This window comes from Haematospirillum sp. 15-248, assembly GCF_012102665.1.
Lineage (GTDB): Bacteria > Pseudomonadota > Alphaproteobacteria > Rhodospirillales > Rhodospirillaceae > Haematospirillum.
In genome coordinates this window covers 1-22,732 of the sequence record NZ_JAAVTF010000002.1, presented here as the reverse complement: position 1 = coordinate 22,732, position 22,732 = coordinate 1, and the positions used below count along the sequence as shown (strand labels likewise).

The 22,732-nt window shown below is 56.2% G+C and carries 19 protein-coding genes and 1 pseudogene; 9 read left to right on the top strand and 11 right to left on the bottom strand.

Annotated elements, in window-relative coordinates; translation table 11 throughout:
- Positions 1-286 precede the first annotated feature (286 nt).
- The 4 genes from ccoP to ccoN are packed head-to-tail and all read right to left on the bottom strand — an operon-like array spanning position 287 to position 3,600.
- The gene (ccoP, locus tag HEQ72_RS03125) at positions 287-1,174 is read right to left on the bottom strand and encodes a cytochrome-c oxidase, cbb3-type subunit III (protein WP_168020329.1); all 888 of its coding nucleotides are present in this window, start codon (positions 1,172-1,174) and stop codon (positions 287-289) included.
- Complete coding sequence (locus tag HEQ72_RS03120; protein ID WP_066134330.1) at positions 1,158-1,343, bottom strand: cbb3-type cytochrome oxidase subunit 3; 186 nt, start codon at positions 1,341-1,343, stop codon at positions 1,158-1,160. The genes ccoP and HEQ72_RS03120 overlap by 17 nt, the downstream gene beginning before the upstream one ends.
- Before the next feature lie 9 nt (positions 1,344-1,352).
- The gene (gene ccoO / locus HEQ72_RS03115; RefSeq protein WP_168020330.1) at positions 1,353-2,099 is read right to left on the bottom strand and encodes a cytochrome-c oxidase, cbb3-type subunit II; all 747 of its coding nucleotides are present in this window, start codon (positions 2,097-2,099) and stop codon (positions 1,353-1,355) included.
- A 16-nt stretch (positions 2,100-2,115) separates the two neighbouring features.
- Positions 2,116-3,600: a cytochrome-c oxidase, cbb3-type subunit I gene (ccoN, locus tag HEQ72_RS03110; protein ID WP_066136607.1), complete on the bottom strand. Its 1,485-nt coding sequence runs from the start codon at positions 3,598-3,600 to the stop codon at positions 2,116-2,118.
- Positions 3,601-4,303: 703 nt separating this feature from the next.
- On the opposite strand from ccoN, the gene rpmH reads away from it, so the two are divergent.
- The 6 genes from rpmH to HEQ72_RS03080 all read left to right on the top strand — a co-directional run bounded on the left by rpmH (position 4,304) and on the right by HEQ72_RS03080 (position 8,519).
- On the top strand, positions 4,304-4,438 hold the full coding sequence (rpmH, locus tag HEQ72_RS03105; protein WP_066134323.1) for a 50S ribosomal protein L34: 135 nt from the start codon (positions 4,304-4,306) through the stop codon (positions 4,436-4,438).
- A 19-nt stretch (positions 4,439-4,457) separates the two neighbouring features.
- Entirely contained in the window at positions 4,458-5,045 is a 588-nt protein-coding gene (gene rnpA, locus HEQ72_RS03100; protein WP_168022531.1) for a ribonuclease P protein component, read from the top strand.
- Positions 5,042-5,302, top strand: a complete 261-nt coding sequence (gene yidD, locus HEQ72_RS03095) for a membrane protein insertion efficiency factor YidD (protein WP_168022530.1) — start codon at positions 5,042-5,044, stop codon at positions 5,300-5,302. The genes rnpA and yidD overlap by 4 nt, the downstream gene beginning before the upstream one ends.
- 36 nt (positions 5,303-5,338) lie before the next feature.
- Positions 5,339-7,045: a membrane protein insertase YidC gene (yidC, locus tag HEQ72_RS03090; RefSeq protein ID WP_168022529.1), complete on the top strand. Its 1,707-nt coding sequence runs from the start codon at positions 5,339-5,341 to the stop codon at positions 7,043-7,045.
- Between the two features lie 33 nt (positions 7,046-7,078).
- Positions 7,079-7,726 (top strand): ribosome biogenesis GTP-binding protein YihA/YsxC, encoded by a 648-nt coding sequence (gene yihA, locus HEQ72_RS03085; RefSeq protein WP_168022528.1) that lies wholly within the window; start codon positions 7,079-7,081, stop codon positions 7,724-7,726.
- A gap of 73 nt (positions 7,727-7,799) precedes the next feature.
- Positions 7,800-8,519: a pyrimidine 5'-nucleotidase gene (locus tag HEQ72_RS03080; protein WP_168022527.1), complete on the top strand. Its 720-nt coding sequence runs from the start codon at positions 7,800-7,802 to the stop codon at positions 8,517-8,519.
- Between the two features lie 9 nt (positions 8,520-8,528).
- Here HEQ72_RS03080 and HEQ72_RS03075 read toward each other — a convergent pair whose 3' ends face one another.
- Positions 8,529-9,608 carry a hypothetical protein gene (locus tag HEQ72_RS03075; protein WP_168022526.1) on the bottom strand — a complete coding sequence of 360 codons (1,080 nt, stop codon included), beginning with the start codon at positions 9,606-9,608 and terminating at the stop codon, positions 8,529-8,531.
- Between the two features lie 177 nt (positions 9,609-9,785).
- Positions 9,786-11,558: a diguanylate cyclase gene (locus tag HEQ72_RS03070; RefSeq protein ID WP_168022525.1), complete on the bottom strand. Its 1,773-nt coding sequence runs from the start codon at positions 11,556-11,558 to the stop codon at positions 9,786-9,788.
- 189 nt (positions 11,559-11,747) lie between these two features.
- On the opposite strand from HEQ72_RS03070, the gene dapD reads away from it, so the two are divergent.
- The 3 genes from dapD to HEQ72_RS03055 are packed head-to-tail and all read left to right on the top strand — an operon-like array spanning position 11,748 to position 14,390.
- On the top strand, positions 11,748-12,602 hold the full coding sequence (gene dapD, locus HEQ72_RS03065; protein WP_168022524.1) for a 2,3,4,5-tetrahydropyridine-2,6-dicarboxylate N-succinyltransferase: 855 nt from the start codon (positions 11,748-11,750) through the stop codon (positions 12,600-12,602).
- A complete protein-coding gene (gene dapE / locus HEQ72_RS03060; RefSeq protein WP_322099203.1) occupies positions 12,595-13,815 on the top strand; it encodes a succinyl-diaminopimelate desuccinylase in 1,221 nt (406 codons plus the stop codon). The genes dapD and dapE overlap by 8 nt, the downstream gene beginning before the upstream one ends.
- Positions 13,812-14,390, top strand: coding sequence for a hypothetical protein (locus tag HEQ72_RS03055; RefSeq protein ID WP_168022523.1), 579 nt, complete (start codon positions 13,812-13,814; stop codon positions 14,388-14,390). The genes dapE and HEQ72_RS03055 overlap by 4 nt, the downstream gene beginning before the upstream one ends.
- A 32-nt stretch (positions 14,391-14,422) precedes the next feature.
- Here the strand turns inward: HEQ72_RS03055 and HEQ72_RS03050 are convergent, their stop codons facing one another.
- The 5 genes and pseudogenes from HEQ72_RS03050 to HEQ72_RS11565 form a co-directional block, all read right to left on the bottom strand.
- Positions 14,423-14,680 (bottom strand): hypothetical protein, encoded by a 258-nt coding sequence (locus HEQ72_RS03050; RefSeq protein WP_168022522.1) that lies wholly within the window; start codon positions 14,678-14,680, stop codon positions 14,423-14,425.
- 192 nt (positions 14,681-14,872) lie between these two features.
- Positions 14,873-15,403, bottom strand: a complete 531-nt coding sequence (locus HEQ72_RS03045) for a M10 family metallopeptidase C-terminal domain-containing protein (RefSeq protein ID WP_168022521.1) — start codon at positions 15,401-15,403, stop codon at positions 14,873-14,875.
- Complete coding sequence (locus HEQ72_RS03040) at positions 15,354-16,769, bottom strand: calcium-binding protein (protein WP_168022520.1); 1,416 nt, start codon at positions 16,767-16,769, stop codon at positions 15,354-15,356. The genes HEQ72_RS03045 and HEQ72_RS03040 overlap by 50 nt, the downstream gene beginning before the upstream one ends.
- Before the next feature lie 579 nt (positions 16,770-17,348).
- On the bottom strand, positions 17,349-19,109 hold the full coding sequence (locus HEQ72_RS03035) for a M10 family metallopeptidase C-terminal domain-containing protein (RefSeq protein WP_168022519.1): 1,761 nt from the start codon (positions 19,107-19,109) through the stop codon (positions 17,349-17,351).
- 167 nt (positions 19,110-19,276) lie between these two features.
- Positions 19,277-22,732, bottom strand: a pseudogene (locus HEQ72_RS11565) (calcium-binding protein); the annotation flags it as partial.

Sequence of the window (22,732 nt, the reverse complement as noted above, 5' to 3'; positions counted from 1 at the left end):
CCAGATTCCTTCAGGCATGAACTCACATTACAGACTCGAGGCGGGAATCCGGACCCGGCCGCACAAGCGCAACGCAGGATGAAACCCGCATCGCCCACATAGCCACCGATCCTGCACAAAGACTGACATTCCCGCATGAATCATAGGCCCGTAAGGACATTTACCAAAGTTTTACACAAACGACCCATGGCTGACCTGCCACACAACCGCCCCGATGCTGTAAAAAGGGCCACCTGCGGATGCAGGCAGCCCCTTGGTCAACACCTCACCCGAAAAAAGGTACAACCTACTGGCCGCCCCCCAGAGAGTGAACGTACACAGTCAACATCTTGATGTCCTCGTCCTTCAGGCGACCGGACCATGCTGGCATAACACCATGCTTTGGCTTGGAAATCTGGGCCTGAAGGCGCTCCATGGTCATTTCCTTGCCCGGCCCGGCATATAACCAGACACGGTTGCCCAGCGGGGGAGCTCCCATCGCCGGATTCCCGTCAGATACAGGATTGGCACCATCAGACGAATGGCAGGCCGCACAGTTCTCGGTATAGATTTTCTGTCCCGGCCCGGCGACCACCTTGCCATTGGACATATCCTTCACGTACGCAGCCACCTGCTTGATTTCATCCGTTGACAGGATGTCACCAAAAGCCAGCATCTGCGACTGCCGGGTCTCGGGGTCACGATCATAGCGGATCCCGTGCAGCAAGGTCTGCTGGATGTCCGCAAGGGTGCCACCCCAGATCCATTCATCATCGGCCAGGGTTGGATAGCCGACAGCACCGGCACCACCCGATTGATGGCAGCCGGCACAGTTGTCCTTGAACAACACACCACCACCGGCAATCGCATAGGCACGCAGCGGCGGGTTGGCATAAATCTCATCGACAGAACCCGCAGCAATGGCCGACCGTTCTTTCTGATGGGCGGCGTGGGCCGCAACCAGATCCGCTTCCACTTCACGGCGGGAACTGTATTCCCAGATACCGGGCAGAAAATCCTTCCCGACCGGGAACGAGGGGTAAACGATCCAGTACCCAATCGACCAGATAACCGTAGCGTAGAACACATACACCCACCATTTCGGGAGAGGTGTATTCAGTTCTGCGATTCCATCCCACTCATGGCCTGTTGTGTAAAGGCCCGAAATCGGGTCTTTCTCAGGGGCGCCCGCCATTGGTCCACTCCTTGTCCTCATCATCCCGCAAGGGAATCATCGCATTGCTGTCAAACCGGTCCCGGTTACGCGGCCAATAGGCATAGGCAACGATTCCCATAAAGAAAACCATCAGCCACACCCCCCAAAACTGCCGGGCAAAATCGGCAATATCCTGCAGCGTTTCCATACAGACCCTCTAGCGGTAGATATTCGCATCCGCCTTGCGGGCAGGATCGAACTGGGTAAAGTCGACCATGGTGCCCAGAACCTGAAGATAGGCAATCAGGGCATCGGCTTTGGTCAGGCGGGTTGGATCCCCGTCAAAGTCGCCGGTCACAGCCTTGGGATAACGCGCCAGAAGCCCTTCATGGTCGGCATCCGGATCAGCCTGGGCCCGGAAATCCTCCACCGCCTTGGCAAGGTCATCCTCGGTATAAGGAACGCCAACAATCCGCAGGGTCTTCAGGTGCGCCGCCGCATCATCAAACGTCAGGTTCTGGCGCGCCAGATGCGGATAACCGGGCATGATTGATTCCGGCACGACATCACGCGGATTGACCAGATGACGCAGGTGCCACTCGTTTGAATACTTTCCACCCAGGCGGGCCAGGTCAGGCCCTGTACGCTTGGACCCCCACTGGAATGGATGGTCATACTGGGACTCCGCGGCCAGGGAATAATGGCCGTAACGCTCTACCTCGTCACGGAAGGGGCGTACCTGCTGCGTATGGCAGTTATAGCACCCTTCGCTCATGTAGATGTTGCGACCCGCAAGTTCCAGCGGTGAGTAGGGACGAACCCCCTGCACCTTCTCGATGGTGGATTCCACGGAAAACAAGGGCACAACCTCGACCAAGCCACCGATGATAACCGTCAGGAAGATGCCGACCAGAAGAACAAGGACGTTTTTCTCGACCTTGCCGTGATGCTTGACAAGACTCATTTCTCTCCCCCCTGTCTCAACGCCGCACGGAGCTTGGCGCCGGAGACAGTTCCGGCATTTCATAAGGGGTTTCCTCGCGGATATCACCCTTGATGGTCCGATACATGTTCCAGGCCATGATCAGGGAACCAATGACAAACAACAGGCCACCGGTTGCACGGATCACATAGTAGGGATGCATCGCCTCTACAGTCTCGACAAAGGAGTACTGCAGGAAGCCAAGTTCATTGTAGGCACGCCACATCAGGCCCTGCATGATCCCGGAGACCCACATGGCAGAGATGTAGAGCACAATACCAATCGTGGCGATCCAGAAATGGTAGGAAACCAGACGCATGCTGTAAAGCGACTTGCGCCCCCACAAGACAGGGATCAGGTAGTACATGGCCCCAAAGGAGACAAACGCCACCCATCCCAATGCCCCGGAATGAACGTGGCCAACCGTCCAGTCGGTAAAGTGTGACAGCGAGTTCACGGCCTTGATGGACATCATCGGTCCTTCAAAGGTTGACATGCCGTAAAACGCCACCGACGTAACAAGGAAGCGCATGACCGGATCCGTCCGCAGTTTGTCCCACGCACCGGACAGGGTCATCATGCCGTTGATCATCCCCCCCCACGAAGGCATCCACAGGATAACCGACATGGTCATGCCCAGGGTCTGGGTCCAGTCCGGCAGGGATGTGTAATGGAGGTGATGCGGGCCGGCCCAGATGTAGAGAAAGATCAGGGCCCAGAAGTGCACAATCGACAGACGATAGGAATAGACCGGGCGCCCGGCACGTTTGGGCATGAAGTAATACATCATCCCCAGGAAGCCGGCTGTCAGGAAGAAACCAACCGCGTTGTGACCATACCACCACTGGATCATGGCCGATTGCACACCGGCGTACAGGGAATAAGACTTCATACCAAGGAAAGAAACCGGCACGGCCAGTCCATTCCCGAGATGCAGCATGGCCACAACAACGATGAAAGCCAGCAGGAACCAGTTGGCAACATAGATGTGCTCTTCCTGGCGCCGGATGACGGTTCCGACAAAGGCCGCCAGATACACCACCCATACAACGGTCAGAAACAGGTCAACAGGCCACTCGGGCTCGGCATACTCCTGCCCCTGGGTATAACCCAGCACATAGGACAGGGCCGCCATCACAATAAAGGCCTGATAGCCCCAGAAAATGATGTTGCCCGTGACATTCCCGCCCCAAAGCCCGGCGCGGCAGGTTCTCTGGACGATGTAAAGGGAACTGCCGATCAGGATATTTCCGCCAAAGGCAAAAATAACAGCCGACGTATGAACCGGACGCAGGCGACCGAACGTCGTCCACTCCAGATCAAGATTCAGTAATGGATACGCCAGCTGCCAGGCAATAAAATCACCAGCACAAAAGCCGACAACACCCCAGAACATCGCCGCGACGACGAACTTGCGGATAACATCCATATTATAGGCGGTGGCTGCCGCCGGAGCGCTGTGCGCCGTGGTCGCCTGGGTCATGACCCCTCCTGTACCGACCAAAACAAATACCCTGTGCAAAGCGTCAGATATCTGACGAAAACCCGTAACCCCGACAACACCACGCAGAAACGCGGCACACTCTCCGCCAGGGCATACAAACACCACACTCCCCTGTTATCCGGCATCCAGACCCGGTACTTCGCCATCCTGGTACGTAATCTCGCCACAAACACGACACATACGGGAGGCTGCAGGAGGTCTGCAAAAGATGTACACATTCCACCAGACAGATACGGTCGCGCACTATGCCCCGGACATCAGGGTTCCCCATTGATCTATATCAATTCATCAGGAATCTCAATTTTATCCTGTATGCCGGCATGGGCATTGTGCCCACCGGACAAGCTTGCGACTGCACTACCCTGCACAGAAACCTTCCGCATCTCACCCTCATAACGTCATACTAAACAATCATGCAGTACCATGAACTCGACTCCGGGAGCCGGGACGTCAAGAGGGCAAGCCGGAGTCCCTATCACGCAAAGAGAGGCAAATTCAGGCCGCAGCTTGCCTTGGCGTAAAAAACAAAACCTTGTGCTACCGGCATTGACTTTTACCCCGGTGTCCCGCTATACAGCCGCTTCTGTTTTGACATTCGGCCCCTGCAGGCCGTTCGCTGTTTGCTGCCGTAAATAAGGCAAGACATCCCGCGATTACACTGATTGACCGGAGTTTTTGTACCGTGAAGCGCACTTATCAACCCAGCAAACTGGTTCGCAAGCGCCGTCATGGCTTCCGCACCCGCATGGCCACCGTTGGCGGACGCAGGATTCTGTCTGCCCGTCGCGCCAAGGGCCGCAAGCGTCTGAGCGCCTGATCTACGGGGCGTCTGGTTCGTGCGGGCGGCAGCTGACACCTCTGTGGTGGTTAACCGCCTCAAGCGGAGACGCGATTTCCTGCGAGTCGCTGCTGAACGGCGCAAATGGGCCATGCCTGGCCTGATTGTTCAGGCTGCTGCCATGTCGGACAGGGAAAAAAAAGAAGCCGTGCGGCACTCTTCATGCCTGCCGGGCTTCTCCCTGAGTCCGGAAAATTCTGTTACCGAAGGCGTAGAAAGCGATCATACAGACACACCGCTTGGCACAACCAAGGTTTCCTTGATCCGTGTGGGTTTTACCGTATCCAAGAAAGTTGGAAACGCTGTAGCCCGCAACCGAGCCAGGCGGCGTCTTCGGGCTGTTGTGGATCGTGTCATGGCTGGACATGTCGAGCCATGGACCGACTACGTTATTATAGGGCGGGGAGCGACGGTTGACCGTCCCTTCGACCTTCTGATGGCGGACCTGAAGACAACCTTGGCCCGTGTAGCCAAGATGGCCCCGGGAAGTGCAGCACCGGCGCCCCCCCGCAAGGGCGGTCGAAAGAAGCAGACCCGTACAGAAAAAGCGGCCGCCTCTGGTCCCGACAAGGCAGCAACGCAATGAATGTTGCCCGTATCCTGAAGGGACTGATACGGGCCTATCGGCTTGGCATCTCCCCGTTCCTTCCCCCGACATGCCGCTACCTGCCAACCTGCTCTGCGTATGCGTACGAAGCCATAGCGCGGTTCGGTGCCATACGGGGCAGCTGGATGGCCCTGAAACGTATCCTGCGCTGCCACCCGCTGGGGGGAAGCGGATACGACCCCGTGCCAGAGACTCTGGACACACCGCCCAAGTGCGGCCATCTTCACCGCCACTGAATTTTCCGACTGGCACAACACCCGGACTACGTACAGATGCCTGAACAAAAGAACTTCATTCTGGCCATGGTGCTGATGGTGGCAATTCTTGCCGGCTTTGAGTACTTTGCCCCCACGCCGCCGGCCCCTGTTCCGGTCCGGTCGGATGCGACCATCGATACCACACCCGGCCCTGTGGCGGCTGATCCGGGCATTGCGGCGCCAACAGGTCCACGCGACCGGAATGCCGTACTGGCGGAAGGTCAGCGCGTACGCATTGATACACCATCCCTGTCCGGTTCCTTGTCCCTGCATGGCGGGCGTATCGATGACCTGACCCTGAAGGCGTACCGGGAACAGGTGGATCCACACTCCGCAAATATTGTCCTGCTCAATCCCAAGGGATCAGAGCGTCCGCATTATGCCGAGTTTGGTTGGGTATCTGCCAACCCGGCAATCAAGGTACCCGGCCCCGATGCCCACTGGCAGTGCGAAGGGGGAACCCTGACGGAGAACACACCGGTAACCTTGGTATGGAAAAATGATCAGGGGCTGGTCTTCCGGCGTGTTGTCAGCGTGGACCCTGATTTTCTGTTCACGATTACCGACAGCGTCGAGAATACGGGCCCGGATGCCCTGACACTTTATCCCTACGGGCTGGTTTCCCGTGGCTATACGCCCCGCACAGAAGGATTTTACATCCTGCATGAAGGTCCCTTGGGCGTGCTGGACGGAACGCTGAAGGAGATCACGTACCAGGATCTCCGCGATGAGCGTCATGTCGACTATCAGTCGACCGGTGGCTGGATCGGAATTACCGACAAATACTGGCTGACGGCCATTGACCTGCCAAAGGGCGATGTGAACAAGGCACGTTTTGTCTATACCGGCGATGGGCATGACCGTTATCAGAGTGATTTCCTAGGTTCAGCCCGTACAGTAGCCCCCGGGGAAACAATCACAACGGTGACTGACTTCTTTGCCGGAGCCAAGAAGGTGGATCTTCTGGATCGTTATGCCCGTGAAAAAGGCATCGACCGGTTTGATCTTGCCATTGATTTTGGCTGGTTCTACTTCCTGACCAAGCCGTTTTTCATCGCCATCCAGTTCCTTTACGGGTTCCTTGGCAATTTCGGGCTGGCCATTCTTGCCTTTACGGTTGCCCTGCGGCTTGTGCTGTATCCGTTAGCCAACAAGTCCTACAAGGCCATGAACCGGATGAAAATACTGCAGCCCAAGGTCAAGGAACTGCAGGAGCGGTTCCAGGACGACCGTGTGCGGATGCAGCAGGAAATGATGGCCCTGTACCGGGACGAGAAAGTCAATCCGCTGGCTGGGTGCCTGCCGATCCTGATCCAGATTCCGATCTTTTTTGCCCTGTACAAGGTGCTGTTTGTTGCGCTGGAAATGCGTCACGCTCCCTTCTATGGCTTCATTACAGATCTGTCTGCACCGGACCCGACCAACCTGTTCACCCTGTTTGGCCTGATCCCGTGGAACGCGCCTTCGTTCCTGCACCTGGGAATCCTGCCCATCATCATGGGGATCACCATGTGGTTCCAGCAGAAGCTGAATCCTGCTCCGGCTGACCCGGTCCAGGCCAAGGTCATGATGTTCCTGCCGGTTCTTTTTACCTTCATGCTGGCCGGATTCCCTGCTGGTCTGGTGATTTACTGGGCTTGGAACAATATCCTGTCCATTGCCCAGCAGTGGTCAATCATGCGCCGCCATGACGAGGCTCCCGCCCATGCAGGCCGGACATGATCGTGGCTCGACACCAAAGCGGGGGACAAGCCCTTGCGTGATGCCGACAAGCCTTTTGACGACGCGGACCTGGAGAAAGGGCGCCTTCTCTTCTCCAGACCGTGCCGCTTCATGCTGGGGGTGGTATCTCTGGACAAGCTGCCGGAAGCCACCTTGCCTGAAGTCTGCATGGCCGGCCGGTCGAATGTAGGGAAATCAAGCCTGATCAACGCGCTGACCGGAACCCGCGCCTTGGCCCGCACGTCCGACACACCGGGCCGGACCCAGGAGGTCAACTTTTTCTCCCTCGATGACCGTCTGTTACTGGCTGACCTGCCCGGATACGGGTATGCACGGGCCCCGCAAGATCAGGTGAAAAAGTGGACCCGCTTGGTGAAGTCCTACCTGCGTGGTCGACCGAACCTGCGCCGCGTGTTCCTTCTGGTGGACAGCCGTCACGGTCTGAAGGACAGCGACCGGGAGATCATGTCCATGCTGGATACAGCCGCGGTCAACTACCAGATTGTTCTAACCAAAACAGACAAGCTGCGTGGCGATGCGCTGGAATCCGTAATGGCGAAGACGCAACAGGAGCTGGCAAAACATGGGGCATCCCACCCGCTGATCCTGTGTACCAGCTCGACACACTCGGAAGGGCTTGACCATGTCCGGGCTGAAATTGCCGCCATTGCCGATAACTGACAGCAAGGTCACCAGCTCTCTGTCTTCCCGTCACAATCTACACAGTCGTTAACAAGAAGGGGGCCACGGGCCAATGCATCAGCATGCTGAAAAGCTTCTGCAGCATCCGGTTGACCATGTAACGACTTGGCTGTTCGACCTAGACAACACCCTCTACCCGGGTACCAGCAGTCTGTTCCCCCAAGTAGAAGCCCGTATCCGTCATTTTGTGGCCCGGCATCTGAATCTGGATGAAGATGCCGCCCGCATTCTGCAGAAGCAGTACTACCACACATACGGAACAACCATGCGCGGCCTGATGGTTGAGCATGGCGTCGATCCACACACATTCCTCGATTATGTGCATGATATTGATCACTCGGCCCTGGTGCCTGATCCAGCGCTGAGAAGAGTACTTCTACAGCTGCCGGGCCGGCGGCTGATCTTTACGAACGGATCAGGAAAACATACGCGGGCCGTTCTGAAAGCCCTGGATCTGGAGCAGGTCTTTGAAGGGGTTTTCGATATTCATGCCGCAGAGTACTGCCCCAAACCCAACCCACAAACCTATCACCGGATGACAGCCGCATTCGGGCTTGACCCCAAGACAACGGCTTTCTTTGAGGACAGCCCGCAGAATCTGGAAACAGCGGCGGCCATGGGCATGACAACCGTTCTGGTACACTGTGGTCCCGGACTGCCCCCGCTGGCTCTGTTCCCGGAACAGGCACTGTCAGCGTACTGCCATCATATGACGGATCATCTGACCACATGGCTGGAAGCAGCCCTGCACAGCCTGAGCCGGAATCAGTAACCCCGCTTGTCAGGGGATTTCAATCTCGTCCTTGGGAATCCATCCGTTCCCTTGGGCAGACAGGATAAGCCGCCAGCCGTTTACGTGTTCCAGCAGTGTCGCCCGGTGAGGACCCTTGGCAATATTTTCCAGCACCGGACAGGTGGTGTCCGGACAGCTGCGAAGCCCAACCCGATCGCGGATACGGATGCTTTCCAGACGCGGCGCCTTGATGAACCCGGGACGAAGAACAGGCGCAAAGGGCCCGGCAGACGATGGATTCCCGCCAGGCTGGAGGATCATCGGAAAGTTACCCTGTAGACGGTGCGCCACGACCCCGCCACGCAGGGCCAGAGCGCCCAGCGCTGCATCAGGACAACGCGGCAGGGCTGCTGCCGGCAGCCGGGCCACCCATCCGGCACTTCCCAGATTGGCATGGACAAATCGGGCAACCGAAGGGGTTGGTTCGCCAACCCCGGTGGTGGCCACAACCTTTCCACACACAGTCACCAGAACATGGCTGTAACGGATACCAATCGCCGGATCACCGGCCCACCCGGACAGGAACAAGGTTGCATCAGGCGCAACGGTCCCCCCGGGATCAGCGGGCTGGCCATTGATCAAAACGCGTTCCAGATACCCTGCTTCTCCGGGGCCGATGGTCCATTCCGATACCGCATACTGGCTGTCTGGGGCCAGAACGCCGGTCAGGAGTCCTTCACCCTGTCCGGATACACTGCTGCGGGGAACCGACACTGCCGACGATGTGTCCCCCTGATTCATCGGAACAGCCCCGACAACAACAATTTGTTCATCCGCAGGCAACAGGCTGCTTTCATCCAGAACGCCGGTTATTCCGGACCAGACCCTGTCACGCAGGGATGTCAGGTCTTTCAAGGCCCGCCTGGACAGATAGAAGGTAAAGTCGTACCAGAACATCTCGGCCACGGCGGCAGCTTCCTTGCTGACCTGGGCAACCATCTGGTCAACGGGCATATCTTTCTGATGCGGAAGACCGCCGGGACGGCGGATGATCTCCAGCAAACCGACAGCTGCCACTGCTCCCAGAAGCAAGGCCGAAAAGGCCGTAAGGAAAAGGACACGTACCAATCGTCAGTCTCCTGTTCGCGGGGATAGACCTGTGGCGCTCCCCACATCCGGCCATGGCCGGCGGAACACGTGCGTCCTATCGGTCTGCCATCACAACGACCGGGGCGTCAATGCACATGCGATTCCGTTGTCTGGAGAGATCATAAACAACCCGATACAACGGGATACTGTCATACTCTAGCCGCGGGGACGGCGCATGGTGGGACCAGCGGAAAGTGTTTGGTCTGCCACGGCATATCCCCCTTTCCCGGAATGTTTGACCTTGTACATGGCATGATCCGCACGGACCATCAGATCGGCCAACGTCTCAACACCACCGGGAAGATGAACCGCGATACCAATAGACAGGCCCAGCGGGAAATCGGGACTACCGGACAGGGGAACCAGTTCGCGTGCAGACATCTCCATCAACAGGTGCGCCTTGTCGACAGCCACTTTCTGGGTTGCACCTTCCAGCCAGATGGCAAACTCGTCCCCTCCCAGCCGGGCCACAAGGTCGGTTGGACGTGTACTGCCAACCAGCATGTCACGCACGGTCAACAAGGCCGCATCACCAGCGGCATGACCGTACACATCATTTACCCTCTTGAAGTTATCAAGATCGGCAAACAAAAGAGCCGCAGACAAATTGTCACGCGCCAGCCGGTTATGCCGCCGCTCCATCTCTTCCATAAAGGCACGACGGTTGAACAACCCGGTCAGGCTGTCTGTTCGCGACAGGCGCAGAATATTTTCGTGTGCATCAATCTGTTCGTTGGCAACACCAATCTGGTCTGCAAGATCCGCCAGAAGGACACGATCGTCTTCGCACCATGAATCATGGGACTGGTCGCGGAACAGGACAACAGCCCCGTTGATCCTTTTGTGATAACGACATACCGAGGCGAGAGCATCGTAGCCTTCAACCTGCTCCTGGCAGACCAGCGACCCTGGACCAATCCGCTCCAACATCATGCGGGCCAGATTCTCGTCCGCCACACCAAAAGAGGCCCCGGGGATCATGGCCTCACGCAGGATCCTGGCTGGATCAGTCTCCGCCTCCCCCCCGACCGATGGCAAGAGCGACAACGGGGCCCGGCGGAAAATATGGCAGGAAACCGCCCCCATGCCCCGGGCCATCGTTTCAGCCGCAACATGCAGGACATTGGCCGGTATCACCTCGTCACGGAACGTACTGACGATATGGTTGAAAATCTGTTCCCGCTGGCGGGCCCGCTCCTGCTGTTCATCGCGTTCCTGCTCGCAGGTGATATCACGGCAAATACCACGCGCCCCACCCCACTGCCCATCATCGTCAAAGACCGGACGGGCAGACACATTCACACAGGCACGCCCGCCGTCTGCACGACGCATCCAGATCACGACATTGGCGACACTGCTGCGGGTTACAAAGGGGAAGTCGGCCTCTGGGTCCAGCACGAAATCAGCCATGGACCGGCCAATCAAGGATGCAGCAGGGTACCCCAATGCCCCGCGGGGACTGACAAAGACAAGGCGCCCGTCAACGCCCGTTTCCCAGGCAAAATCCGACGAAATTTCCACCAGGTCCTTGTAACGCTGACGACCGGTCGCCAGGGCAACGCGCAAACCCTGGTTCAGGGTAACAGCACGGGCAAGCACCAGAACCGTTGCCCCATCTCCCGGCAATGCTGCCAAGTCATAGGCATGGAAACCACTCGGGGTATCAATCTGGACTGATCCGAAGCACGACGTACCATGAGCCTGAACGATCGAAACCAGGGCGAGAATATCAGGTTCTGTATCAGCGCTACTGGACAACGGACATTCCGCAGAAGAAACCGAGATCAATCTGCGGTCCGGGCCATAAATCAGGACAGGCCCCGGCCAGAGAGCCGCCAGACGGGCAGACAGCCCCCCTCCTCCCGCGGACCCGGAACCGGACAATCCGCGGGGATTACCCGATGCATCCCTGTGCTCCCTGTCGTCCAAAACAGTCCCCGGACTGGCCCTGGTCGGGCTGATATACGCTGCCCGACGATGGTGTTCCTGTCACAGGAGCAGGTCAACAAAGCCCCCCCCGGTATGTGGCCATCCGTACAGGCGGTTGACGACAGAGCCACGACGGGTATGCTCCCCGGACCTGACAAGACCGACCATTGTTTCAAGGATCCGGCCCCGATGAGCACCGCCACACTTCAGACATCCCTGCAATCTGTCATTGATTCTGCCTGGGACATGCGTGACACCCTGTCACCGGCCACAACAGGCGCCATCCGCGAGGCTGTCTGCACCGCCCTGGACGAGCTGGATAACGGGACCCTGCGCGTGGCCGAAAAGCACAATGGCCAATGGGTTGTCAATGCGTGGCTGAAAAAGGCTGTCCTGCTGTCATTCCGTCTGGATCCCATGGTTGCCATTTCCGGTGCTCCCGGCGGGGCGTCGTGGTGGGACAAGGTTCCATCCAAATTCAACGCCTGGAACGAGGATGCCTTTACCAACGCCGGCTTCCGGGCGGTGCCGGGGTGTGTGGTCCGTCACTCTGCCTATATCGCCCCGGGGGTTGTCCTGATGCCCAGTTTTGTCAATGTCGGGGCACGGGTTGACAGCGGTTCCATGATCGACACCTGGGCAACGGTCGGTTCATGCGCGCAGATTGGAAAGAATGTCCATATCTCGGGCGGGGCTGGTATTGGCGGTGTTCTGGAACCCCTGCAAGCCGGACCTGTGATCATCGAAGACAACTGCTTTATCGGGGCACGCTCTGAAGTTGCCGAGGGTGTCATTGTCGAAGAAGGTGCCGTGCTGTCGATGGGGGTCTTCATCGGGGCGTCCACCAAGATTATTGATCGTGGAACCGGAGAGATTTTCATGGGCCGCGTTCCGGCCGGCTCTGTGGTTGTACCCGGAACCCTGCCGGGCAAACCCCTGCCGGACAGAACACCCGGACCCGGGCTTGCCTGTGCCGTGATCGTCAAGCGCGTGGACGCCAAAACCCGTTCCAAGGTTTCTATCAACGAGCTGCTCCGTGACTGATCCTGATCTTGCACCACAGGGAGTCAGCAGCATACAGGACCTGTGCGATCCCCTGCCCTTGGCGCAGGCCCTGTTGCGCTGCCCTTCCGTAACCCCGGATGACGCAGGGGCCCTGCACGCCCTGCAGCAGGTTCTGGAACGCATCGGCTTCACATGTACACGCCTGGTATTCTCTGAACCGGGCACACCGGATGTTGCCAACTTGTATGCCCGCCTGGGCACCCGTGGACCTCATTTCTGCTTTGCCGGACATACCGATGTTGTGCCGGCTTCGCCATCATCGGGCTGGAGCCATGCCCCCTTCGGCGGAGAGGTCGTGGACGGCGTTCTGTACGGGCGTGGCGCCGCAGACATGAAGGGAGCTATTGCCGCATTTGTTGCAGCGGTAACTCGCTTGCTGGAGCAAGGGCATCCTGCTGGCTCCATCAGCTTTCTGATCACCGGAGACGAAGAAGGCCCGGCGATTAATGGCACCCGGAAGCTTCTGGACTGGGTCTCACAGCATGACACAGCGCCAGACATGTGCCTGGTCGGGGAACCCACAAACCCTGATGCCCTGGGGGACATGATCAAGATCGGGCGGCGGGGCAGCCTGTCCGGTACACTGACCGTGCATGGAACGCAGGGACATGTGGCCTATCCGCACCGGGCCGACAACCCCCTGCCCCGGATGCTTGCACTGCTCCAGGCCCTGACAGAAACACCCCTGGACGAAGGCACGGCAGACTTCCAGCCTTCCAACCTGGAACTGACCTCCATTGATACCGGCAATACGGCAGACAATGTGATTCCGGGGCAGGTACGGGTTGTTTTCAATGTTCGTTTCAACACCTGCTATACAGCCCACTCCCTGGAAGCGGAGATCCGATCACGGCTGGCCAGGGCCTGCCCGGACCCGACACGCTATTCCCTGGAAACAGTCTGCAGTGGCGAACCGTTCCTGACGCCACAGGGTGAACTGTCTGCCCTGTTGATGGAAGCCATATCCACTCTGACAGGCCGTATGCCTGAACTCTCCACATCCGGGGGAACATCGGATGCCCGCTTCATCCGCCATCTGTGCCCCGTGGCGGAGTTCGGTCTGGTTGGACGCTCCATGCACAAGGTTGATGAACATTGCCGGGTCGATGATCTGGAAACACTGACCCAAATTTATCATCGGGTGCTGTCGCGCTTTTTCCAGATCCGTTGTCAGGCGGCAGGTACACCGTGAAACAGGAAACCGATCTCTACCGGGGTATGGTTCTGGTTCGCTCCATCTTGCGCATGGATCCACGCTGCCCTGATGATGTTGACGACAGCCCGCGGGGATTCTGGGCCTCGCTGCGGCTGGGGGCCATGGTCTTCCCGGTCTATCTGATACAAATGCTGGCAGGTCAGGCACAGGACCCTGCGGCAACCAACAGTGAGCCTGTTTTCTGGCTTGTGTTTCAGGCCCTGTTGTATGCGCTGGGGTGGCTTGTCTTTCCGGTCATCATGGATCCTGTAACCCGCATTCTGGGGTGCCATGACCGGTGGCAACGCTACATTATCAGCTTCAACTGGCTCCACCTGCCATTGGCAGCCGTCCTTCTGCCCATCGTCTTGCTGAGCACAGTGGGGGAAACGCCCATGCAGGCACTGGCACTGCCCGTGTTGATGGCAGCTGTCGCTTTTATGGGATATCACGGGTTTGTCGCACGTCGGATGCTGGGTGTGGATACAACAACCGCTGTTGGACTGGTTATCCTGGAGCTTCTGGTTTCCCTTATGGTCAACAACGGGATTCCAACCGCTCTTGGCTATTGAATGCATCCACAACCAACAAAAAAGCCTGTGCGCTACAGGATATCCCCCAGCATTGGCAGGGACATGCCAAGAGAGTAAATCGAGAACCAAGGGTTCATATCCATGCTTCCATAAGAAGCCGGCGGCGTATCCTCTACGGGAGCAGGTGCAGGGGGTGCCGCCTGCGCACTACGATCAGACTCTGAATCCGGCCCGGAGAATGGAGATGGTGGAAAGAACAAAACGCCTTCCTTGTATGAAACAGCAGGGTAGAAAAACGCCAAAAGATCACCATTAGGATCTACAGCCATAACACGATATCCTTTCCACTCTTCAAACGGACCATCCGCTTTCCAGCACAATCACCATAGAAAGCTGTTACCTCATGGCCCCTGATCCTTCGTCCCCAATGGACTGAACGGAAACCATAGGTTATTATAATATAATATGTGAAACAATCACAAGAAAGCCTGACAGGACAATGCCTGCCACTCGCACGGCTTCTATATGCCCTGGAAGATAAAATCCTGAAGAACCAAGCTGGTTATACCATAAAGGGTTACGAAGAAATCTGGTCTGGTGTCACCATCAACATCAGCAAGGGCATGAACGCCGTTACCGTCGGCTGCAGGTTCATACCAGACAGCATGCGCACGTGGCTCACACCCTGAAAGGGTGAATGCCTGGTGGCCGTTCTGGTGCACGTCGGCATCAACAGCTGTCAGATCCAGGCAATCACCCTGCTCGCGGTTGAAATCAACAATCACATCCCCGCTGTCATCAATTGAATTGTACACAAATATATCTTTCCCTTCTCCCCCGATCAGCACGTCTTCCCCTGCACCACCGTTCAGATGATCATCACCGGGCCCCGCAGACAGGATATTTGCCTGTGCATTACCGATCAGGTGGTCATCACCGGCTCCTGTGGTTACATGTACGACAGCCGGATCGACAGAACCATAAATCAACCCGGCCTTCAGATTACCCCCCCCAGTACCCGCGAACCCCAAGATCAACGGTGACAACATCATCGACCGTTCCATCAAACGACAGCTCCCGCACACCACGACGGATCGGTGACAGAACAAAGGTACTCCGCGAGAAATCGTCCCGGGATATATGCTCCACGCCTTCAAGAAAGACGGAACAGTCGGGCTGATCCACATTGCCATCCAGATCAGCATACAAGTACCCACCTGGACCACCAGGAATGGGATCAAACCACAGGGAATGCGGAGCCGCACGCGATCCGGAGAAATGAAAAACCTGATGGCCCGCTGTCCCTGTATCCGCATCCAGGCCCGAGAAATCCAGCACGTCTCCCTCTGAACGACTGAAATCTGTAACGCGGTGCCCTAGACCGGAAAAACGAAAAATAAAGGCATCGATACCGGCACCACCTGTCAGGCTGTTGATCCCCGGGCCGCCATCCAGAAGGTTGGATGCCTCATCACCGGACAAGTGATCATCGCCAGATCCACCCAGCAGGTCCTCGATACTGAACAGGCTATCCTCCTCTTGCGCACCGACAAGAGCAACTGATCTGGAAGAACCAGCAAGGCGAATGACGACAGGATCCACTTTGTCGGAATAGTCAGCCAGATCGATCCCTTCTCCCCCATCCAGGGTGTCCCGCCCGGGCCCACCCTGCAAGCGGTCGCTTCCCCTCATACCCTGCAGCAGATCGTCGCCATCATGCCCGTAGAAGACATTGGCCCGCGAATCCCCCGTCAGAACATCATCTGCAGAACCACCATGAATACCCTCAATGTTACGCAGGGTATCTTCCAGACGGTTGCCAACAAACACGCTGGCATCCTGCATCCCGTTCAAGGTTACGGAAACAGGCAGGCAGGCATCAACATAGCTGGCCAGATCCAGGCCCGGACCGCCGTCAATCGTGTCATAGCCCGGACCACCGTGGAAAACATTGTCCGCTCGATCTCCACCCAAAATGTCATCATGTGATGAACCGTGAATATTCTCGATATCAGACAGAAGGCCGTCCGGCTTTCCACCCACCAGAACCGGGGCCGGGGTTGTACCGGCCAGAAAGACAATTACCGGGGTCGCATGACGCAGGTAACTGACAGTATCACTTCCGGGACCACCATTAATGGTGTGCTCCCCCGGACCGCCATAGAACAGGTCATGCTCCTCTGTCCCGTAGTGATAGTTCACCAGCGGGGCAGGGGCAGGAACAAAGGATTCCAGGAAATCATCAAGAACTGTACGTGAAGGCCATTCTGGCCCCGTCTGTAGTAACGGTAACGGGCTATCCGTAGAAGCAGAAGAGTCCTTGGCCGGAACAGGTTTCTCGGATTTCTCTGGCACCACGGACCCGTTAACCAGAATCTGAAGTTCGGGGACAGAAGCATTGCCATCAAGATCAACCAAGAGGCGCAATCCGGAATCAGTATCGGAATGTGCAGACCAGACAGAATGGGGAGCCGGAGCTGAGCCACTGAAAACAAGATCTATCCCGGGCTGGTCATGCCCAACCACAGGAGAAGACAAAGCACGCGCGGAAGGGGTGAAGTATGAAACGGTTATAGGGCCACTCCGGAATATAGTACGAAAGCCATACTCCCCTGATAGCTTGCATGCATACAAATCAGACGTGCCCACACTATGAAGATGCCCATTCAATACATGCAAGGTCCCCATATTTCCCCCTTCGCCTCCACGACAATCATCATCCGAAAAAAGGCCGACCTTATCACAAGAGCCAGATCCCCACACGGGAACCCTTCATCTTGTGACAAACAAAAAAAAAGATCTACCCCCACATAAAGAAAGAGAGGGCAGATCCATAAAAGGAAATAAAATTCATCATATCAATAAATTATTTATTTAATTAAAATTAATATCTACATAGAATTCTATTTTTTATACATGAATCTATCTTTACCAAGATGTGATAGATAATCTGTCAGGCCCAGCATATAAAGAAAAGGGCCTGACAGCCCCGAAAGACTATACAAGCAAGAAATCGTCTGCCGACAAACTCTGAACCCCATTCAGACGCAGAAAGAATTCAGCCTGCGCATCACCGTCGACATCCGCCATCACGACAGAACCATCAGTCCCATCGTTTGTATACCAAACAGAGTATGCCGCTGCTTGACGCCCTGAAAAATCAAGACCGCGCTGGCCATCAGGGCGATGAAGATACGCACCGATCATCGCAAGATCAATCCTGTCCCCCTGCTCTGAACTGAAATCCGTAATGACGTCTCCCCCTTCGGCTATGCTGTTATAAGTGAACGTGTCTGCACCACTCCCACCGCTCAGATAATCAACCCCCAGACCACCGACCAACCGATCCTTGCCTGCACCAGAGGAGAAAATGTTGTCGCGGGGATCGCCAATCAGCACATCGTCACCTGAACCGGTGCTGACACGCGTAACGGTCGGGGCAATATGGCCGGTCATATGAGCCATAACCGCATAACCACCATCCTCTCCATCCGGAGAAAGACCCGGATAGGCAGCCTGAAGGCTATATGACAACCCCGGAAGGTCAATAAATGTAGACTGTGTATCGGAAACATCAAGGCAATCCAGCCCCTTGGAGGTAACACGGGGGCCAAATGTTCCGAAGAGGAAGTCACCCATTGCGATTGCATCAATGCCCTGCAGAACCAATGAAAACTCTGCGGTCTCCTCCTGGCCATCTGTATCAGCGAACAACCGGATACCTGTTCCATCTTCCAAAGGCTTGTACCACAGGGAATGCGCCTGCGCCTTCTGGCCGGAAAACAAGAACGGCTGGTTCCCGTCTGCCGTACTATTGGCGTCAAATTCACTGAAATCCAGCTGATCACCTTCTGTCGTACTGAAGTCGGTAATGACATCTTCTGTACGCTCGGCACGCTCATAAGCAAAAATATCAGCCCCGGCACCACCTGTCAGACGATCCGCACCGCCGAGGCCGTTAAAGAAATTATCGTACTGGTCACCAACGATAACATCGTCTCCACCACTCCCGATAACGGCTTCGATGTTGCGCACAATATCCTCGGGCTGACCATCAACCATAACAGGAGAGTCCTCATGGCTGTTGAGGGTCACAGAAACCGGCACAATACGCATTTCGTAGCTGACGGCGTCATATCCCTCACCGCCATCAATCAGGTCATGTCCAATTCCCCCAATGATCAGGTCATGCCCGGCCATCCCGTACAAGGCATCATCCCCAGCACCCCCCAGAAGCACATTGTCCTGCGCATTACCGGTGATGTAGTCGCTACGGGTCCCGCCAATCACGCCTTCTATACCGCGCACAAGGTCCTTGGGCAGGCCCCCTGCATGAACAACTGTATACAACGAATCAGGCAGGGCAACACGGATGGAAAGATCTTGGGTAGAATAATCCAGGATATCGTATCCCGGCCCACCATCGAAAACATCCATTCCCCCGCTGCCACGAAACAGGACACCAGCCCCATTCTTTTCGGCAGGATGATCGTGGCCGTTCGTACCGTAAAAGACTTCCAGCCCCTGAGACAGAGCGATACTGGGAATCAAGTCGCTCCAGAGAGAATATAGTGTCCTGTCTGCAAGATGGAATGGCACAATCGAATAATAGAAAACCTGCTCGGTACATACAGGCGCGTTCTCCTGCAAGGAAGAGGCAGAGTCAGATCCGGTATCCGTATCTGCAACCTGCACCGCGCCATCAGCATATTCCCCTGTTGTGTAGGAATGTGCGTCCTTCTCGGATATTCTTATCATGGAACACCCCCCAATAGTAATTGTCATGACTATATAACAATCATAAATACACAGCCCGGTCTACTCCTGTTTCCATAGCCCCACATCTCCACGTCCCGGAACTGGCACATCCCCTCATTCGAATAACGGGGGGAGGGGATGACCAGACAAGGAATACAAGAACGGGATCAGCTTAAAATCAGGTCTGCCCGTGACAAGCTGCTGACACCCAGAAGAAAAATGGAGAAATCTGCCTGTGCATCACCATTGTCATCAGCAAACAGTAGCGTATTGCCATTACCATCCGGCTGATACCATACGCCGTTAGCCCCGGCATTCTGGCCATGGAAGACAAAATGCTGGTCACCGGGAAGAGCTTTGTTGGCATCAACAGAAGCCAGCTTGATACGATCCCCGGCCTGACTGCTGAAATCCATAATGGTATCGCGCGAGGCTTCATCAACACCCGAATCAGAGATCAGGAAATACAAGAAGGTGTCAGCGCCGCCTCCACCGCCCAGAATATCAGCGCCTCTTCCCCCGTACAGGCTGTTGTCGTTGTAATCACCAACCAGGCGATCGTTGCCGGACCCACCCCACATGCACTCGATATTGATCAAGGTGTCTTGCGCCACTCCATTGAAGAACACGCGGGCCGGGTTCGCCCCGTCCAGGGTAACAACAATGGATTCAGAGCGATCGGCATAATCGGCAATGTCAACGCCAAGACCTCCGTCCAGGGTATCATGGCCAAGACCAGCCTTGAACCAGTCATTCCCGGCCTGTCCACGCAGGACATTATTGCCCTCATCACCGAAAATACGGTCATTCATGCCTGAACCGGTCACATTCTCGATATTGCGAATACGGTCTTCAACTTGACCACCAACGGACACATTGGCCCAAGCCGACCCAGCCAGGGTTACATCCACGCCTTTGGTGCTGTAGCTGTAATCAACGGTATCCTGCCCGGCACCACCGTCGATCTCATCCTTTCCTCCATAACCAACAAAGGTATTGTCCAGGGCATCACCAACCATAACGTCATCAGATCCGCTGCCACTGATATTCTCAATGTTACGGATCCGGTCTCCTAGCTGATTGAGCCCCACAGAAACCGTGGCCCATTGACTTCCGGCCAGGGTAACCATGATCGGGCCGGGGCTGGAGCGATAGTCCACGGTGTCTGAACCAGGGCCCCCGTCAATGGTGTCCGCGCCAAAGCCGGGAGTAAACACATTGTTGTTGCGGTCGCCGGTCAGCGTATCCCCGTAATTACCGGCAACAACATTTTCTATGTTCCGGATCTGGGTGGCCGCAGGCACACCGGCATAAAACACCTTGGACCAGCTTGATCCATTCAGGGTCAGGGAGACAGGACCTGATGCCAAGACAAGGCTGACGGTGTCAGTCCCGTCTCCTCCATCAATATTCAATGCTGTTGCCGAAGGCAGTGGAGCCAGGAAGTAGTTCTGCCACGTACCGCCGGTAAGAGTGCCAGACGGCGTAAAGGGATACTTCTGCCCACCAAAATGAACCTCGGAATTGAAAAGGTCAAAGTAGGCATAATCATCACTGTTCTTGACGGTATCAAGGACAGTATCAGGCCCCATATCAGGTCGTTGCGACAGCACAAAGTCCGAAGCAGATACGGATGAACAATTCTTCAACCTGATCGTAAAGTCATAAACAGCATCGCCCGTTGTATCAACACGCAGCACCTGATCCTTGCCATCCTGCTTTGACCAGACAGCATTCTTCGCAGGCCCTTTCGCGCTGAAGTCATAAACAAACAGGCCCTTGTTCAGGTGGGCCAGATTAATCCGGTCACCTTCAGCGGCATTAAAATCCCGTATAACCTGCTCGGCACCTGGAGTACCAGAGAGCGCAGAAGGATCATTGAAACCAAAGCGCCCAGTGTAAGCAAACGTATCAGCACCAGGACCACCGGACAGTGTGGCGTACTGCAAATCGACAGCCAACTTGTCGTCACCCTGACCCGCTGTGAAAACTTCTATGGAATGCAGATAGTCTTCCTCGACCGTACCAACCGACACAGATCCCCAGGAATCACCGCACAGGATGACCTGAAGAGGAACCGTATACTCAGAATAATCAACGGAGTCCGTTCCTTCTCCTCCCCCCAAAAAGTCATTTCCGGTCCCGCCATCCAGAACATCATCACCCTTGTCACCATACAGGGCATCATGGCCGGCTCCACCGCTCAGGACATCATTGCCCGCGTTGCCCAGCAAAATATTGTCACCGGCATTCCCTGTTATCCAGTCATGCCCGCTGCCGCCGGCAACGGCTTCGATGTGCCTCAGCGTATCTTTTTCAAGGCCATTGACACGAACCACGGCATCTTCAGCACCATCCGCCAAGGTGACAACAACAGGCCCCTGCTCTGCGCTGTAGTCCATGCTGTCACGGCCACCCTGTCCGTCAATGACATCGCGACCGCCGCTGGAACGGAACTTGTTATTAGCATCATTACCTGTCAGGTGATCGTCAGCATATCCGCCAGCCAACCCGTTATAGCCCGTTATCTCGGAAACACGAACACCACCAACCAGAACGGGAGACGGGTTGCCTGTGCCAAGCGTGAGGTTCACCGGTTCAGTGGCAAAACTCATACTGTAGACGGCATCCTCTATGCCCTCACCAAGCGGGACAACAGACTCAAGGATGAAGTCCTTTGCCAACAGGGAATGGACGTTGTTAAGGCGTACCGAAAAATCAGCCGTCGCATCGCCGCTTACATCCGCATAAACAACAACGCCCAAGCTATCTTTCACATACCAGACACCACCAGCTCCGGCTTCCGTACCGTGGAACGTCAGCGGACGATACCCACCTGATGCATCAAAGACAACCAATGCAGAAAGGTCAATGCGATCGCCATGAACACTGCTGAAGTCCATTATGGTATCGCGGTCTTGAGGTCGAGGCCCCGATTCATAGGCACTGCGATACAAAAATACGTCTGCCCCAAGGCCGCCCGTAAGACGGTCAGCTCCCATGTCACCATGCAGGCGGTCATTCCCCCCGGCACCGGAGAGCGTATCATTCCCCATTGCACCGCTAAGAACGTTGTCAGCACTGTCACCGACAAGAGTATCTGCAGCAAACCCCCCCACAACATTCTCGATATTGCTGATGGTGGCAGCGGCAACGCCATTGATGGTTACGGTCACAGGGCGTGCACGATCCAGCGTGACAGAAACAGGCCCGGCCGCATCACTGAAAACAGCGGTATCCTGCCCCTCTTTTCCATCGAGTACATCGTGGCCACCATAACCCGTAAACCGGTTATCACGGGCATCTCCGGTCAGGTGATCGTCATGGGAACTGCCAACAATATCTTTGGCTCCTTGAACACGACCAACCTCAACACCATTCACCCGAACCGGAACAGGCACGGCACCATACCCTGTTTGTCCCCCTTGCAGGGAGATCTGGACCGGTCCACCCAGCGCACTGGTCACCAATACGCCATTGGCATCCACCAAGGCTTCAACCCTCGTTGTGTCCAGAATGAGGTTTTGGGCGGATAGTGTGGTTACGCCGTTCAGGCGCACGGAGAAATCCTCTTTCGTGTCCCCGGACGTATCGGCAAAGACTGTCAACCCGGATGCATCGGG

Coding starts and splice junctions, on each gene's coding strand:
- ccoP (WP_168020329.1), bottom strand. CDS start 1,174: ATGGCGGGCGCCCCTGAGAAAGACCCGATTTCGGGCCTTTACACAACA.
- HEQ72_RS03120 (WP_066134330.1), bottom strand. CDS start 1,343: ATGGAAACGCTGCAGGATATTGCCGATTTTGCCCGGCAGTTTTGGGGG.
- ccoO (WP_168020330.1), bottom strand. CDS start 2,099: ATGAGTCTTGTCAAGCATCACGGCAAGGTCGAGAAAAACGTCCTTGTT.
- ccoN (WP_066136607.1), bottom strand. CDS start 3,600: ATGACCCAGGCGACCACGGCGCACAGCGCTCCGGCGGCAGCCACCGCC.
- yidD (WP_168022530.1), top strand. CDS start 5,042: ATGAATGTTGCCCGTATCCTGAAGGGACTGATACGGGCCTATCGGCTT.
- yidC (WP_168022529.1), top strand. CDS start 5,339: ATGCCTGAACAAAAGAACTTCATTCTGGCCATGGTGCTGATGGTGGCA.
- HEQ72_RS03080 (WP_168022527.1), top strand. CDS start 7,800: ATGCATCAGCATGCTGAAAAGCTTCTGCAGCATCCGGTTGACCATGTA.
- dapD (WP_168022524.1), top strand. CDS start 11,748: ATGAGCACCGCCACACTTCAGACATCCCTGCAATCTGTCATTGATTCT.
- HEQ72_RS03050 (WP_168022522.1), bottom strand. CDS start 14,680: ATGGCTGTAGATCCTAATGGTGATCTTTTGGCGTTTTTCTACCCTGCT.
- HEQ72_RS03045 (WP_168022521.1), bottom strand. CDS start 15,403: ATGATGTTGTCACCGTTGATCTTGGGGTTCGCGGGTACTGGGGGGGGT.
- HEQ72_RS03035 (WP_168022519.1), bottom strand. CDS start 19,109: ATGATAAGAATATCCGAGAAGGACGCACATTCCTACACAACAGGGGAA.